General features: G+C 69.2%; 16 protein-coding genes. 10 read left to right on the plus strand and 6 right to left on the minus strand.

Annotated features, from left to right (window positions below):
* Positions 1-27 precede the first annotated feature (27 nt).
* From NWFMUON74_RS06065 to NWFMUON74_RS06085, 5 genes are read left to right on the plus strand one after another with little or no spacing between them, the layout of a single operon-like run.
* Positions 28-831 carry an LOG family protein gene (locus NWFMUON74_RS06065; RefSeq protein WP_187686993.1) on the plus strand — a complete coding sequence of 268 codons (804 nt, stop codon included), beginning with the start codon at positions 28-30 and terminating at the stop codon, positions 829-831.
* Positions 825-1,391 carry an LOG family protein gene (locus tag NWFMUON74_RS06070; RefSeq protein ID WP_197986974.1) on the plus strand — a complete coding sequence of 189 codons (567 nt, stop codon included), beginning with the start codon at positions 825-827 and terminating at the stop codon, positions 1,389-1,391. Before NWFMUON74_RS06065 ends, NWFMUON74_RS06070 begins: the two co-directional genes overlap by 7 nt.
* On the plus strand, positions 1,388-3,151 hold the full coding sequence (locus tag NWFMUON74_RS06075) for a long-chain-acyl-CoA synthetase (protein ID WP_187689627.1): 1,764 nt from the start codon (positions 1,388-1,390) through the stop codon (positions 3,149-3,151). The genes NWFMUON74_RS06070 and NWFMUON74_RS06075 overlap by 4 nt, the downstream gene beginning before the upstream one ends.
* Before the next feature lie 51 nt (positions 3,152-3,202).
* Positions 3,203-4,081: a dihydropteroate synthase gene (gene folP / locus NWFMUON74_RS06080; protein ID WP_187686995.1), complete on the plus strand. Its 879-nt coding sequence runs from the start codon at positions 3,203-3,205 to the stop codon at positions 4,079-4,081.
* The gene (locus NWFMUON74_RS06085) at positions 4,078-5,037 is read left to right on the plus strand and encodes a glucosyl-3-phosphoglycerate synthase (protein ID WP_187686996.1); all 960 of its coding nucleotides are present in this window, start codon (positions 4,078-4,080) and stop codon (positions 5,035-5,037) included. The genes folP and NWFMUON74_RS06085 overlap by 4 nt, the downstream gene beginning before the upstream one ends.
* A gap of 188 nt (positions 5,038-5,225) precedes the next feature.
* Here NWFMUON74_RS06085 and NWFMUON74_RS06090 read toward each other — a convergent pair whose 3' ends face one another.
* The 5 genes from NWFMUON74_RS06090 to sigE all read right to left on the minus strand — a co-directional run bounded on the left by NWFMUON74_RS06090 (position 5,226) and on the right by sigE (position 9,473).
* A complete protein-coding gene (locus NWFMUON74_RS06090) occupies positions 5,226-6,062 on the minus strand; it encodes a hypothetical protein (protein ID WP_187686997.1) in 837 nt (278 codons plus the stop codon).
* A 151-nt stretch (positions 6,063-6,213) separates the two neighbouring features.
* A complete protein-coding gene (gene tatB, locus NWFMUON74_RS06095) occupies positions 6,214-6,645 on the minus strand; it encodes a Sec-independent protein translocase protein TatB (RefSeq protein ID WP_187686998.1) in 432 nt (143 codons plus the stop codon).
* A gap of 12 nt (positions 6,646-6,657) precedes the next feature.
* Positions 6,658-8,247, minus strand: coding sequence for a S1C family serine protease (locus tag NWFMUON74_RS06100; protein WP_187686999.1), 1,590 nt, complete (start codon positions 8,245-8,247; stop codon positions 6,658-6,660).
* 10 nt (positions 8,248-8,257) lie between these two features.
* A complete protein-coding gene (locus tag NWFMUON74_RS06105) occupies positions 8,258-8,662 on the minus strand; it encodes a zf-HC2 domain-containing protein (protein WP_187687000.1) in 405 nt (134 codons plus the stop codon).
* Between the two features lie 64 nt (positions 8,663-8,726).
* A complete protein-coding gene (gene sigE, locus NWFMUON74_RS06110) occupies positions 8,727-9,473 on the minus strand; it encodes an RNA polymerase sigma factor SigE (protein ID WP_232110872.1) in 747 nt (248 codons plus the stop codon).
* A 288-nt stretch (positions 9,474-9,761) separates the two neighbouring features.
* Between sigE and NWFMUON74_RS06115 the strand changes: the two genes are divergently transcribed.
* The 5 genes from NWFMUON74_RS06115 (at position 9,762) to NWFMUON74_RS06135 (ending at position 14,165) form a co-directional block, all read left to right on the plus strand.
* Entirely contained in the window at positions 9,762-10,400 is a 639-nt protein-coding gene (locus NWFMUON74_RS06115) for an O-methyltransferase (protein ID WP_269475343.1), read from the plus strand.
* A gap of 135 nt (positions 10,401-10,535) precedes the next feature.
* Positions 10,536-11,189, plus strand: coding sequence for a TetR/AcrR family transcriptional regulator (locus NWFMUON74_RS06120; RefSeq protein WP_187687002.1), 654 nt, complete (start codon positions 10,536-10,538; stop codon positions 11,187-11,189).
* Between the two features lie 27 nt (positions 11,190-11,216).
* Positions 11,217-12,158, plus strand: a complete 942-nt coding sequence (locus tag NWFMUON74_RS06125) for an ABC transporter ATP-binding protein (RefSeq protein ID WP_187687003.1) — start codon at positions 11,217-11,219, stop codon at positions 12,156-12,158.
* A complete protein-coding gene (locus tag NWFMUON74_RS06130; protein WP_187687004.1) occupies positions 12,155-13,816 on the plus strand; it encodes an ABC transporter permease in 1,662 nt (553 codons plus the stop codon). Before NWFMUON74_RS06125 ends, NWFMUON74_RS06130 begins: the two co-directional genes overlap by 4 nt.
* Positions 13,817-13,949: 133 nt before the next feature.
* Positions 13,950-14,165, plus strand: a complete 216-nt coding sequence (locus NWFMUON74_RS06135; protein WP_187687005.1) for a hypothetical protein — start codon at positions 13,950-13,952, stop codon at positions 14,163-14,165.
* On the opposite strand, the gene glgC is transcribed toward NWFMUON74_RS06135, so the two are convergent.
* Positions 14,162-15,376, minus strand: a complete 1,215-nt coding sequence (gene glgC / locus NWFMUON74_RS06140; protein WP_187687006.1) for a glucose-1-phosphate adenylyltransferase — start codon at positions 15,374-15,376, stop codon at positions 14,162-14,164. The genes NWFMUON74_RS06135 and glgC overlap by 4 nt on opposite strands.
* Positions 15,377-15,421 lie beyond the last annotated feature (45 nt).

Raw genomic sequence — 15,421 nt, forward strand, 5'->3', positions numbered from 1 at the left:
CCGAGCGGTCCCGCTACCCTTGGCGGCATGTCCACCGACTCGGAGCCAGTGTCCGCCCGATCGCAGAAGTCGGCGCCGAAGTTTCGCGGGCCGATAATGTTGCGCCGCGATCGCAAAGAGGAGAGCGGGACCACCGATCAGCATTTGCTGGACGGTCGCGGCCCGACCGACTGGGTGCATACCGACCCGTGGCGGGTGCTGCGCATCCAGAGCGAGTTCGTGGAGGGTTTCGGTGCGCTCGCCGAGATCCCCAGGGCGGTAGCGGTATTCGGCTCCGCCCGCACCCAGCCGGATACGCCCGAGTACCAGGCCGCCCGCGCGATCGGCAGTGCGCTCGCCGACGCGGGCTTCGCGGTGATCACCGGCGGCGGCCCGGGCGTGATGGAGGCGGCCAACCGCGGCGCGTCGGAGGCGGGCGGGTTCTCGGTGGGGCTGGGTATCGAGCTGCCGATGGAGCAGGGCCTCAACGACTGGGTGGATCTGGGCATCAACTTCCGCTACTTCTTCGCCCGCAAGACCATGTTCGTGAAGTACTCGCAGGCGTTCATCTGCCTGCCCGGCGGCTTCGGCACCCTGGACGAATTGTTCGAGGCGCTGACGCTGGTGCAGACGCACAAGATCACCCGGTTCCCGATCGTGCTGTTCGGCACGCGCTATTGGGGTGGGCTGGTCGACTGGCTGCGCGATTCGCTGGGCGGGTCGGGCAAGATCTCGCCCGGTGATCTGGGTCTGCTGCACGTCACCGACAGTGTGGAGGAAGTAGTGGAGATCGTGCTGGCCGCGGCGCGCAGCCGCGCCGAGCAGGTGCTGGGAACGGAGGACCAGTGGTGAGCGACGGACCCTACGCGGTGTGCGTGTACTGCTCGGCCAGTGCCGCGGACCCGGCGCAGTTGCGGCTGGCCGCCCAGGTCGGCACCGAGATCGCCCGGCGCGGTTGGCAATTGGTGTCCGGCGGCGGGCACGTGTCGATGATGGGCGCGGTCGCCACCGCGGCCCGCGCCGGGGGCGCCCGCACCATCGGCGTGATCCCCAAGCAGCTGGTGCATCTCGAGGTCGCCGATGTCGACGCCGACGAACTGGTCGTCACCGACACCATGCGGGAACGCAAGCAGATCATGGAGGACCGCGCCGACGCCTTCCTGACCCTGCCCGGCGGGATCGGCACGCTGGAAGAGTTCTTCGAGGCCTGGACCGGCGGTTACCTGGGCCTGCACGACAAGCCGCTGGTGGTGCTCGACCCGCACGGCCACTACCGCGGGCTGTTCGAATGGCTCGACGGCATCCGCGACGCCGGTTTCGTCGGAAAGGCCGCCCTGGATCGGATTACCGTGTCGGCGGACCTGACGGCCGCGTTCGACGCGCTGACGACATCGCTTCCGGAGGAACAGTGACGGACACCCAGACCGACGTCACCCTGCTCGATATCGCCCGCCGCCTGCCCGGGATGGCCCTCGACGCGCTCGGCATGATCCGCGGCGCGCTCGGCATGCTGGTCCGGCCGGACGACAAGGCGTCGGTCGGGCTGCACTTCCAGCGCGCCGCGCGCCGGAATCCGTTGCGCACCTTCGTCCGTTTCGAGGGCCGCGAATATTCGTATCTCGATGCCAACGCCGAGGTCAATCGATACGCGAGCGTGCTGACCGAGCGCGGGGTGCGGCGCGGCGACGTGGTCGGGGTGCTGATGACCAACCGGCCGGAGACGCTGTTCGTGGTGCTGGCCACGGTGAAGCTGGGCGCGACGGTCGGCCTGCTGAACCACAATCAGCGCGAACAGGTGCTGGCGCACAGCTTCGGACTGCTGGACAGCGTGGTGAACGTGATCGGGGAGGAGTGCCGCGACGCGCTGGACTCGCTGCCCGAACCGCCCGGCAACCTGCTGTACACCGAGGAGCTGGCGGAACTGGCCCGTTCGGCCGACGCCACCGACCCGCCGGTGTGTGCCGATGTCCGCGCCCGCGAGAAGGCATTTCTGATCTTCACCTCCGGCACGACCGGGCTGCCCAAGGCCAGCGTCATGACGCATCTGCGGTGGACCAAGAGCATGGCCGGGCTCGGCGGCCTCGGCATCCGGCTGCGCGGTGACGACACCATGTACTGCTGCCTGCCGCTGTATCACAACAACGCGCTGACGGTGGCCCTCGGCGCGGTGCTGGGTGCGCGCGCGACCTTCGCCATCGGCCGCAAGTTCTCGGCGTCGGCGTTCTGGAACGAGGTGATCGCCAACCGGGCCACCGCGTTCATCTATATCGGCGAGCTGTGCCGCTATCTGCTCAACCAGCCCGAGCAGCCGGCCGAGCGGGAGCACGCGCTGCGGCTGGCGGTCGGCAACGGGCTGCGCCCGGAGCTGTGGGACGAGTTCCGCGACCGGTTCCGGATCAAGCGCATCGTCGAGTTCTATGCCTCGAGCGAGGGGAACACCGCCTTCATCAACGCTTTCGGCGTCGATCGCACGGCGGGCTTCGGGCCGCTGCCGTACGCGGTGGTCGAATTCGACGACGAGACCGGGAAGGCCAAGAGGTTCGAGGACGGCCGGTTGCGCCGGGTGCGGCCGGGCGGGACGGGACTGCTGCTGTCCAAGGTAACCAGCCGGTCGCCGTTCGACGGTTACACCGACGCGTCGGCCACCGAGTCGAAGCTGGTGCGCGACGCCTTCCAGCCCGGCGATGCCTGGTTCGACACCGGCGATCTGGTGCGCGATCAGCGTTGGCGCCACATCGCTTTCGCCGACCGCCTCGGCGACACGTTCCGCTGGAAGGGCGAGAACGTGGCGACAACCGAGGTGGAGGGCGCTTTCGACGGTATCGAGCAGGTCACCCAGGCCGTGGTCTACGGCGTCGACGTGCCGGGCGCCGACGGCAAGGCGGGCATGGCCGCGGTGACGCTGCGGTCCGATGCGGAACTCGACGGCCCGGCGCTGGCCGCGCACCTGTACGAGCGGCTGCCCGGCTACGCGGTGCCGCTGTTCGTACGCGTCGTGGCCGAGCTGGAGACCACCTCGACGTTCAAGAGCCGCAAGGTCGAATTGCGCAAACAGGGCTACACCCCCGACGCGGCGAGCACCCTCTACGTGCTGTCCGGCCGGGCCGAAGGCTACGTCCCCTATTACGACGGCTACGCCGACGAGGTGGCCGCGGGGCGCAAACCCGCGTAGACGCGGGAGGTTTGCGAGGTCGGTGCGACAGCGGTCGGTACAGTCGAGGGCATGAGTTCGACGCCGCCGTTGCCCACCTTGTGCGGGAAACCGGTGGCGACGGACCGGGCGCTGGTGATGGCGATCGTGAATCGCACGCCGGACTCCTTCTACGACCGCGGCGCCACCTTCACCGACGAGGCCGCCATGGCGGCGGTGGCACGCGCGGTCGACGAGGGCGCCGACCTGGTCGACATCGGCGGAGTGAAGGCCGGTCCCGGCGACGAGGTGGACGCGGCGGCCGAGGCGCGGCGGGTGGTGCCGTTCGTGGCGGCCATCCGCGATCGCTATCCCGATCTGCTGATCAGCATCGACACCTGGCGCGCCGAGGTCGCGCGGGCGGCGGTGGCCGAGGGCGCCGATCTGATCAACGACACGTGGGCGGGCGCGGACCCGGATCTGGTCACGGTGGCCGCGGAACTGGGCGCCGGGATCGTGTGCAGCCACACCGGCGGCGCGCGGCCGCGGACCCGGCCGCATCGGGTGCGCTACGCCGACGTGGTCGGCGAGGTCACCGACACGTTGGTACGGTCCGCCGAAAATGCTGCGGCGGCCGGGGTGGACCGAAGCTCGATTTTGATCGATCCGACCCATGATTTCGGCAAGAACACTTATCACGGTCTCGCACTGTTGCGGGCGTCGGACGTTCTTGTAAACACCGGATGGCCGGTCTTGATGGCGCTGAGCAACAAGGATTTCATCGGAGAGACTCTTGGTGTCGGCCTGTCCGAGCGATTGGAGGGCACATTGGCAGCGACCGCGTGGGCGGCGGCGGCCGGCGCCCGGGTCTTCCGCGTCCACGAGGTCGCCGCGACCCGGCGGGTGGTGGACATGATCGCGGCAATCCAGGGCATCCGGCCCCCGGCACGAACTCTGCGAGGTCTGGTATGACGACCAACCCCGAATTGGTTATCGAATCCGACGGCACAACGGACTGGGCACTCACCAACACGTGGGACAGCCCGGAGTGGACGGTCGACGAACTGGTCGCCGCCAAGCACGGGCGCACCGTCTCGGTGGTGTTACCCGCACTGAACGAGGAGCGCACCGTCGCCGACGTGGTCGCCAGCATCCGGCCACTGGTCGGCACGCTGGTCGACGAACTGGTGGTGCTGGACTCCGGCTCCACCGACGCCACCGCCGAGCGGGCCCGCGCCGCGGGCGCCCGCGTGGTGTCGCGCGAACAGGCGGTACCGGAACTGGATCCGGTACCCGGCAAGGGCGAGGTGCTGTGGCGTTCGCTGGCCGCCACCAGCGGCGATCTGATCGCCTTCGTCGATTCGGACCTGATCGATCCCGATCCCGCATTCGTGCCCCGGCTGCTCGGTCCGCTGCTGATGGTCGACGGCATGCATCTGGTCAAGGCCTACTATCGCCGCCCGCTGCGCCACGGCGACTCGGTCGACCACAACGGCGGCGGCCGGGTGACCGAGCTGGTGGCGCGCCCGCTGCTGTCGGCGCTGCGGCCCGATCTGTGCCAGGTGCTGCAGCCGTTGGGCGGGGAGTACGCGGGCACCCGGGAACTGCTCACCGCCGTGCCGTTCGCCCCGGGCTACGGCGTCGAAATCGGCCTGCTGCTCGACACCTACGACCTGCTGGGCCTGTCGGCCATCGGCCAGGTGAACCTCGGCGTGCGCACGCATCGCAACCGCCCGCTGTCGGATCTGGGCGTCATGAGCCGCCAGATCCTGGGAACCGTCCTGCGCCGCAGCGGTATTCGTGACTCGGGCGCCGCGCTGACCCAATTCCCGTTGGTAGGAGGCGAATTCACGGCCCTGTCCACCGAAGTATCTCTCGCCGATCGCCCCCCGATGAACACCCTCCGCCCGGCCGAGGTAGCCGCCTGAAAAATCGCAGGCGGCATGCATTTGCCCGTGCCCAGCGTCGGTCGGGCGACATGCATTCTGCCCGTGCCCGGCGTGGTGTCGGTCGGGCCGCGTGCATTCTGCCCGTGCCCGGTGTCGGTTGGGCGGCGTGCATGCTGCCTGCGCTCGGTGGGGGTTCCCGGGTAGAGGTCGGGAAGTATTGGGGGGTTTTACCTTTCGTGTCGGTAGATGGGCGTGAGCAGGTCGGCTTCGAGTGGCTCGCCGGTGTTGCGGTCGTAGCGGACGCCGACCACCGCGGAGAAGGGATGCAGTCCCGCGCGTTCGTGCAGGGTGGCCAGGCGGGTGGCGAGCAGGCGGATGGCTCCCAGCGAGCCGGGCGGGTGCAGCCCGTCGACCACCAGCACGGTGCCGCGGCCGTCGGGGCGGGGGAGGCGGGCCAGATACGCGATGTCGTAGGGTTCGGTGCCGCCCGGCCGGTACACCCGGCGGGCGGCGCGATCCTCGATGCCGCGGCGCACCCGCCCCGCCCGCGCCACCGTGCGGCGCAACCGGGGATCCGCCGCGGCCAGGTAGCGCAGGCTCGGGGACAGTTCGGGACCGCCGAGCACGATCAGTCCGTCGCGGTCGAGGTCCAGCGGGCGCCCGGGCAGGAAACGCTCCACGTTCGCGGCGAATCCCAACTCCCGCAACAACTCCACCAGGCGATGCGGGGCTGCGGCGTCGGGCGCGCCCACCAGCGGCGCGGCGCGCGTCGTGCTGCGCACGTCCGGGGTCAGGATGGTCAGCGGGCCGTGCCCGAAGAACAAGCCCTCCGGCACCGGGCCCTGCGTGCTGACCTGATGGATCCGGGCACGTGAAAGTCCCGCCGCGGCACCGATTCTGGCGAAGGTCCAGCCTTCGGCATGCAGTTCGCGGATGACGGCTCGCCGAATCCTGGTGAGCTCGTTGATGGTCTGCTGGGCCTGGGCGACCCCATCGGTGGCAGCTTTGAGGCGCTCGACCTTGTCCTCGATCGCGAACACCCGTGCCACCTCGTCGGCCGACATGTGCGCAGTCTAGATAGCTCGACAGCGGGATGTGTCTAGTCCCGTTGACGAAAACGCTCCGGCCTGCACCGGAATTGCGGGCAAAAGTTCCGATCGGGAATACCTGCTGACCAGAATCGTCCGTGGTAGCCACGGCAATTCGATTGCCTCGCTAGGTCGCATCGAAATCGATCGGCGGCTTCTCGTTGCGCGCCAGCGGTTTCGGCGGCTCGGGTGCGGAATATGTCGCGGGCGGCGAATAATCCGAGCCGTTGGGCATACTGGACGGTTTGTCGAACCTGCCGGTGAACAACGAATCATCGCCGTCCAGCAGGTGTTTGGTCACCGCCGCCCGCGGCGTCATGCCGCGGAACTGCTCCAGCGGCCGCCGGAGCTCATTGAGGTCCTGCAGCGGTTTGCGGATCTCGTCGAACTCCGGGCCCAGCTCGCTGCGCAGCTGACTGGTGGCCCCGCTGGCGTAGTCGCGCACCTGCCGCAGGCTCTGCGCGGTCCAGCGGATCGCCCCCGGCAGCCGCTCCGGCCCGAGGATCACCAAGGCGGCGACCACCAGGATCACCATCTCGGCCCATCCGATATCGAACATACGACCAGGCTACTAAGGCTGCTTGGGAGCGTTCTCGTCGGATTCCAGCGTGACCGGCACGTCGACCTGACGGCCGTCGCGGATCACCTGGAAGGTCACTGTCTCACCGATCCGGCGCGACTGCACGGCCACGGTCAGCTCCGCGGGCTCGGTCACCTCGCGGCCCGCGACCCGCACGATCACGTCACCCTCGACGATCCCGGCCTTGGCGGCGGGGCCGCCGCTCGACACGTCGGCGACCGCCGCGCCACTCATGGCGTCGTTCTCCACGGTCTTCTGCCGGGCGGTGACGCCCAGCCACGGGTGGGCCACCTTGCCGTCGCGGATGAGCGTCTGGGCGATGCGCTGCACCAGATCCACCGGGATGGCGAAGCCCAGGCCGACCGAACCGCCGCTCTCGCTGCGAATGGCGGTATTGATGCCGATCAACCGTCCCTCGCTGTCGACCAGCGCGCCACCGGAGTTGCCGTGATTGATCGCGGCGTCGGTCTGCACGGCGTCGAAGGCGCCGGCGGTGTCGTCACCGGGCTCGGTGGGTTCGGCCATCGGCCGGTTCAGAGCACTGACGATGCCGGAGGTGACCGTCTTGGTCAGGCCCAGCGGCGAACCGATCGCGAGCACGTCGTCACCCACCTGGACATCCTCGGATTTGCCCAATCGGGCCACCGTCAGATTCTTGACATCGACCTTGAGCACCGCGAGGTCGGTCTTGGGGTCGCGGCCGACGATGCGGGCCGGGGCCTTGGTGCCGTCGGAGAAGGTGACCTGGATCTTGCCGCGGCCCGACTTGTCCAGCCCGACCATCGAGACCACGTGATTGTTGGTGACGATGTAACCCGCGCCGTCGATGACCACACCCGAGCCGAGCGCGCCGTTCTCGCCCACCGTCTCGCGGATCTGCACCACCGCGGGCAGCACCGCGTCGGCCACCTTCGCGACCTGGCCGTGCGGCTTGTCCGAGGACTCCTCCTGCTGGAGGGCGATCTTGCGTGAGGTGAGCGCCGAGGCCGAATCGCCGGTGAACCGGCCGATCAGGCCGCCGACCAGGCCGATCGCCAGGGCGATGACCGCGAGGGTCGCGAGCGCGGCGGGCGCGACCTTCTTGCCGAACAGCACCTCGCGGGCGGTGAGCCGAGTGGCGGGCGGCAGCGGCGCCTCGCGCGGGGTACCGATGGCGGGCGCGCCCAGCCGGGCCGCGGCCTCGGGATCACGCCAGGGGTCGGCCGGTCCGGCGACCGGGCTCTCGTCGCGTGTCGCGTCCGGGTCGCGCTGCAGCAGTTCGTCGGACCCCTCGGGACGGCCGAACGCCTCGGCCAGTACCGCGTCGGGCGGCCGGTTCACCAGTTCGGGGCCGTCGTGGCGGGCCGCGCCGACGGCGCCGGGCTGGTGCGCGGAGAAGGAACCGGTCTGCCCGTCGGGGCGGCGGAACGCGCGCGCGGTGTGCTTATCGATGTCGGGCCGGTAGACCGGCCGCGGCCCCAGCACGGGCGCGTCCGGCGGCCTCAGGTTCCCCCGTTCGGCCGCCGAATCCGACACAGCGTCTGTCGGCGACGCGCCGGGCTGTTCGGGCTGTGATCCGGTGTTCGTCGATTCGGTGGTCACGTGTGGAACTCTACTTGCGCCACCATCCGGTCCACCGCCTGCTCTCCGAAGAGAATTCGCGATCGGTGGAGACGAAGCGGAACGAATCCGCCCGCAGCCCTAGAAAACTCGCCCCCCGGGTCATCTCGTCCATGTGGTCGGAGAGATTTGCCAGGGGAATGCGGCTCAGGGTGTCGTGCAAATTCCCCGGCGCGGCGATCTGCCGTTGCGCGGCTTGCCGCAGGGCGATGCGCGCCTGTTGCTGGGAATCGACTTCGGCCGCGCACTCGGGGCATTTGGCGAGATGCTCGGCGGCGCGCAGATATGCGTTCATCCGGAGTTCGCCGTCGACGTAGGCGGCGATGGCCTCGCTCGCCAAATGTTCGGTCGGAGCGAATCGATGCGGACGGCCGGTTGCGGCGTCCTCGCCACTCATACGTGCACTCACCCTTCCGACGGACGAACTGCTGGCGCCGGGCGCCGCTCACCGCGGCAGTGGATCACCCGACCTTCTCGTCAGCGGCGAACCGCTGCTGAGATCCATTATGCGCAAGGTACTCCCGCAGTGCCTGGCGTCCACGGTGGATCCGGCTGCGCACAGTGCCCAGTTTGACGCCGAGCGTAGCGCCGATCTCCTCGTAGGACAGTCCCTCGATATCGCACAGCACCACGGCGGCGCGGAATTCCGGAGCCAGCGAATCCAGGGCGGACTGCAGGTCGGGATCGAGGTTGGCGTCGTGGTAGACCTGCTCGGGGTCGGGGCCCTCGGAGGGCACCCGGTCGTAGTCGTCGGGCAGCGCCTCCATCCGGATCCGATTGCGGCGGCGCACCATGTCCAGGAACAGGTTGGTCGTGATGCGGTGCAGCCAGCCCTCGAAGGTGCCGGGCTGGTAGTTCGACAGCGAGCGGAAGACCCGGATGAACGTCTCCTGGGTCAGGTCCTCGGCGTCCTGCGGGTCACCGGTCAGGCGGTAGGCCAGGCGGTACACCCGGTCGGCGTGCTCGCGGACCAGTTCGTCCCAGGTGGGCATCATGGCTCGGTCGCCGGTGGCGTCGAAGGCCGCGGTGCCGGTCAGCGGATCGATGTCGGCCTCGGTGTCGGGCGTCGCGACGTCGTCGGGCAGCAGGGCGTCGGACGGCACGGGGTTGCCGCTGTCCGCCGCGGGCAGTAGGAATTCGGCCGAGTCGCCGGTGTTCGGCAGCCTCGACGGGGGGAGAGTGGCGTGCTCACGCGCCGCATCGACCATGTGGATGGGGTTACCTCCTACTCGGGACCGTGTCCGGCGCTGCGACGGCGAGGTCCCCCCACCTGTCGCGTACCGGGTATAACCGAGGACGGGTGTCAGGTTGTTCCCGGGCGCCGTCCTACGGTCGGTCGGCCTTTGCGTTGTCCTCACTCTGTCGAATCCCGATGTGCCGGTGGTGTGGGGAGGCTGAGGGACACCTGAGAAAATCGCGGGTCGCACGCCGTCCCGCCGCCTCGTAGGTCGCGACGTTCGGCGGGGTTCGCCGTTAGCCTCATACCTGTGAGCCTCATACCCGCGGCAGCGACCGCGCAGCGCAACCTCGCCTACGTGGAGGAATCCGTCGCCGAGGACGAGATTCTGCTGGCCGCGCGGGAGCGGGCTACCGAACTGGGGGCGCTGCCGGTGCCGCCCTCGGTGGGTGCGCTGCTGAGTATGTACGCCCAGATGCTGGGCGCGCGGGCGGTGGTCGAGGTGGGGACCGGCGCCGGGATCAGCGGGCTGTGGCTGCTCGACGGCATGCGCGAGGACGGCACGCTGACCACCATCGACTCCGAGCCCGAACATCAGCGGGCCGCGCGCGACGCCTTCCGCACCGCCGACATCCCGCCCGCGCGGACCCGGCTGATCAACGGCCGCGCCCTGGATGTGCTGCCACGGCTCGCCGACGGCGCTTACGACCTGGTCTTCATCGATGCCGCGCCGCTCGAGCACCCGCAGTACGTCGAGCAGGGCGTTCGATTGTTACGCGAGGGCGGGGCGATCCTGCTGCACAACGCGCTGCTCGGCGGCCGGGTGCCCGATACCGCCCAGCGCGACCCGGCGACCCAGGCGGTGCGCGCGGCCACCCGAGCCGTCGCCGAGGATCCGGAACTCACCAGCGTGCTCATTCCCGTCGGCGACGGATTGCTCTGCGCCTCACGGGGTTAGCGGCCCGGACGTGCGGGTTGATCGGATCATCCGACCATTCGTCTGCCGCCTCCGACCTGCGTCGATAACGCTCGAAAATCGTTGTGGAGCGAGGTCTTGCGTGCCGATTGAACGAGTGTTTAGTATATTGAACATGTGTTTAAGGGAGCAGCCGTACCGGAAGGATCCGCCTCGGATCTGAGCACTCGCGCCCGTATCCGGGATGCCGCCATCGCCGTCTTCGGCGAGGAGGGGTTCGGGGTCGGAGTTCGGGCGATCGCCAAGGCCGCGGGAGTGTCCCCGGGGCTCGTCAACCACCATTTCGGTTCCAAGGACGGGCTGCGGGAAGCGTGCGACGAACACGTTCGTTCGATCATTCGATCGGCGAAGACGGAGTACGTGCAGCACCCCACGCCGAACGCGACGCTGCAGGCGCTCGCGGAAATCGAGGAGTACGCGCCCTACATCGCCTACCTGATGCGGAGCTTTCAGGCCGGGGGGCCGCTGATGGCCACGATGTTCGAGCAGATGGTCGCCGATGTCGAGTCCTATCTCGTCGTCGGGATCGAGGCCGGGACCTTGCGTGCACCACTCGACCTGCGGGCGACGGCCCGCTTTCTGGCAACCCAGAACGGTGGCGGGTTCTTCTTCTTCCTGCAGCTGTACGCCGCCAGACACGACGGCAAGCTCGACTACCGAAAAGCGCTGCGCGAGTACGCCGACCAGATGATGCTGCCGGCGGTCGAAGTCAATACACATGGTCTTTTCACCGATTCGTCGCTGCTGGACACCCTGCTCGCCGATCGGTGAACCACACTCGTCTCTCGAGGAGATTCGATGTCATCGGCAATCGTCGTCCGGGATCTGCACAAGCATTTCGGACAGGTACACGCACTCGACGGGCTCGATCTGCAGGTCGCCGAGGGTGAGGTACACGGCTTCCTCGGCCCCAACGGCGCGGGCAAGTCCACCACCATCCGCATTCTGCTGGGGATCCTGGCCCGCACCTCCGGCGAGGCGCGGGTGCTGGGCCGGGACCCGTGGGCCGACGCGGTCGGCCTGCATCACGAAATCGCTTATGTGCCGGGCGATGTCACGCTCTGGCCGTCGCTGTCCGGCGGCGAGACCATAGATCTGCTGGCCCGCATGCGCGGCGGCCTCGACCCCGACCGCCGCGCCGAACTGATCGAGCGGTTCGAGCTGGACCCGCGCAAGAAGGCCCGCACCTACTCCAAGGGCAATCGGCAGAAGGTCGCCCTGGTGTCGGCGTTCTCCTCCAACGCCAACCTGTTGATGCTCGACGAGCCCACCTCGGGCCTGGATCCGTTGATGGAGCAGGTCTTCCGGGAATGCGTCCGCGAGGCCACCGAGCGCGGGGTGACCGTGCTGCTGTCCAGCCACATCCTGTCGGAGGTGGAAACGCTCTGCGAGCGGGTCACCATCATCCGCTCCGGGCGCACGGTGGAAAGCGGCACCCTGGCCGAGCTGCGGCACCTCAGCCGCACCTCGATCACCGCCGAAATGCTCGGTGATCCAGGCGATCTCGGCAACATTCCGGGCGTCGAGGACGTCAGCATCGAGGAGCACACACTGCGCTGCCAGGTCGACAGCGAGCATCTGGGCGAGCTGATCCGGGTGCTCGGCGACGCGGGCGTGCGCAGCCTGGTCAGCCAGCCGCCGACCCTGGAAGAGCTGTTCCTGCGCCACTATTCGCTCGACGGCGACGCCCCGGCCGCGTCCGGCGCGGCGGCCCACCGGTACGCGGAGGCGACGAAATGACCACCGCCACCATCTCCCGACCGCAGTACGGATTCGCCGAATCCGACCGTGGCGCTTCGGATTTCACCGGCACCATGCAGCTGTTGCGGCTGTACCTGCGGCGCGACCGGATCGTGCTGCCGCTGTGGGTGATCCTGCTGTCGCTGCCGCTGGGCAGCACGTACATCAAGAGCACCGAATCGGTGTACTCCACGCCGGAGCAGCTGGCAAATTTCGCGCGCACGGTCCTGTCCAGTCCGGCGCAGCTGGCCATGTACGGCCCGATCTACAACACCGGCTCCGCGGCGGCGGCCGGGTTGTGGAAGGCCGGAATGTTCTTCACGCTCATCGGGATCGCGACGATCCTGACGGTCATCCGGCACACCCGCGCCGAGGAGGAGACCGGACGCGGTGAGCTGCTGGCGTCCACCCAGGTCGGGCGGTACGCGAGCCTGACCGCCGCGCTGATCGTGGCCTGCGGTGGTGCGATCGCCGCCGGTCTGATCGCGGCCCTCAGCATCATGGGGGCCGGGGTGGCCGGGGCGGACGCGCTGGCGTTCGGGCTGGCGCTGGCGGGGTCGGGGCTGGTTTTCGCCGCCGTCGCCGCGGTGACCGCGCAGCTCAGTGCCAACGCCCGCACCACCCGCGGGTTCGCCTTCGTGGTACTGGCCGTGACCTATACGCTGCGGGCCATCGGTGACGCCCGCGCCGGGGACGGGCCCACCAGCCCGCTGGTCTGGCTGTCACCGCAGGGCTGGTCGATCCAGGTGCGGGCGCTCGCGGGCAACCACTGGCCGATCCTGCTGTTGCACGTGGCGGCCACGGTCGCGCTGATCGCGGTGGCGTACGTGCTGCTGCGGCGCCGCGACCTCGGCGCCGGGCTGATCGCCGAGCGGCTCGGGGCACCGGCCGCCGGGCCCGGGCTGGCCGGTCCGTTCGGTCTGGCGTGGCGGCTGCAACGCGGCACGCTGCTGGCGTGGACCATCGGTCTGGCGCTGTACGGGCTGGTCATCGGCAGTGTGGTGCACGGCATCGGGGACGAGCTGGGCACCAGCGACGCGGTCAACGACATCATCGGACGGCTCGGCGGCGGTGCCGCGCTGGAGGACGCGTTCCTCACCACGGGCTACACCATGCTCGGGATGGCGGCGTCCGCGTACGCTATCTCGGCGGCGCTGCGGCTGCACTCGGAGGAGACCGCGCAGCACACCGAGACGGTGCTCACCGGCGCCGTCGCCCGGACCCGCTGGGCCGCATCGCATGTGGTGTACGCCCTGCTCGGACCGGTTGTGGTGCTGGTGGTTTCGGGCGTGATCGGCGGTCTCACCTACGGTGCCGCGGCCGGCGACGTCGGCGAGAAGTTGCCGCGGGTGCTGGGCGCGGCGCTGGTCCAGATCCCGGCGGTGTGGGTGTTCGTGGGCGCCGCGGTCCTGTTGTTCGGGCTGCTGCCGCGCTGGGCGCCGGTGGCGTGGGGAGTGTTCACCGCCGGTGTGGCGCTGTTCTTCCTCGGCTCCATCTCCGGTATGCCGCAATGGGTTCTGGACCTCACGCCCTACAGCCATCTGCCCAAGCTGCCGGGCGGTGAGTTCGCGGCGGCCCCGGTGGTGATCCTGCTGGTGCTCGCGGCCGTGCTGCTCACGACGGGCCTCGTCGCCTTCCGGCGTCGCGACCTGCGCTGAACTACGGTCTCCCCGAACGCCTCTCGGTGCGCCGAGGGGCGTTCGGTGCGTCCGGGCCGGATTGATCCACCGCCGACCGGGTATCGCCGATATGATTGAGAGAGCAAGTGTTTCGCTACCGGTGGAGGCGTGGGTGGTTTTCCAACGCGCAGTGCTGATCGAAGTCGCGCCACGCAGCTGGCTGGTGCTGGCCGTGGTGATGCTGGGCTTCTTCGTCTTCATCGCCCTGCTTGTGCTGCTGCTGGTCACCGGGAGCGATTACAACGATCCGACCAAACAACCGCCGATCACCCACGGCCCGTGCGATCCGTTCTGCACGGCCACCCCCGCGCCCGCGGTCCCGCGCTAGACCCACACGCCCTTGCCGACGGTCACCACGCCCCCGTTGCTGACGGCGAACCGTTCCCGATCGCGTTCGAGGTCGACCCCGATGATCTCGCCCTCGCCGACCATCACGTTCTTGTCCAGGATCGCCCGCCGCACCACCGCGCCGCGGCCCACCCGCACGCCCGGCATCAGCACACTGCCCTCCACGGTCGCCCCGTCCTCGACGAACACGTTCGACGACAGCACCGAATTGCGCACCGTGGCCGCCGACAGAATGCTGCCCGCCCCGACGATCGACTCCTGCGCCAGCCCGCCCTGCGCGAATTTGGCGGGCGGCAGGTTCTCGGCGGCGCCGCGAATCGGCCAGTGCTTGTTGTAGAGATTGAAGATCGGGTGCACCGACACCAGATCCATGTGCGCGTCGTAGAACGCGTCGATGGTTCCCACGTCGCGCCAGTAGCCGCGGTCGCGATCGGTGGATCCGGGCACGTCGTTGCGCGCGAAGTCGTACACGCCCGCCTCGCCCGCGGCCACCAGCGACGGGATGATGTCGCCGCCCATGTCGTGGTCGGAATCGGCGTTGTCGGCGTCGGCGCGGATGGCGTCGACGAGCACCTTGGTGCTGAACACGTAGTTGCCCATCGAGGCGAAGGTGACGTTCGGGTCGTCGGGGGTGCCCGGCGGATGCACCGGCTTCTCCAGGAACTGGGTGATCCGGCCGGACTCGTCGGAATCGATACAGCCGAACGCCCCCGCCTCGCTGCGCGGCACCCGGATCCCGGCCACCGTCACGCCCGCGCCGGTGTCGATGTGGTGGGCCACCATCTGCTCCGGATCCATCCGGTATACGTGGTCGGCGCCGAACACCACGATGTAGTCCGGGTCCTCGTCGTAGATCAGGTTCAGCGACTGCATGATCGCATCGGCGCTGCCGGTGTACCAGCGCGGGCCCAGGCGTTGCTGGGCCGGGACCGGGGTGATGTATTCACCGCCGAACCCCGACAGCCGCCAGGTCTGCGAGATGTGCCGGTCCAGCGAGTGCGACTTGTACTGGGTGAGCACGCACAACCGCAGGAAACCGGCGTTGACCAGGTTGGACAGGACGAAGTCGATGAGCCGGTACGCGCCCCCGAACGGGACCGCGGGTTTGGCGCGGTCCTTGGTGAGCGGGAAGAGTCGCTTGCCCTCACCGCCGGCGAGCACGATTCCGAGTACGTGCGGCTGGCTCCTCACAGGGCCCAACTTACCGCCGCCGGGTCCGCGGAGTGGTCAGCACGC

Origin of the sequence: Nocardia wallacei, assembly GCF_014466955.1 — a bacterium.
Lineage (GTDB): Bacteria > Actinomycetota > Actinomycetes > Mycobacteriales > Mycobacteriaceae > Nocardia > Nocardia wallacei.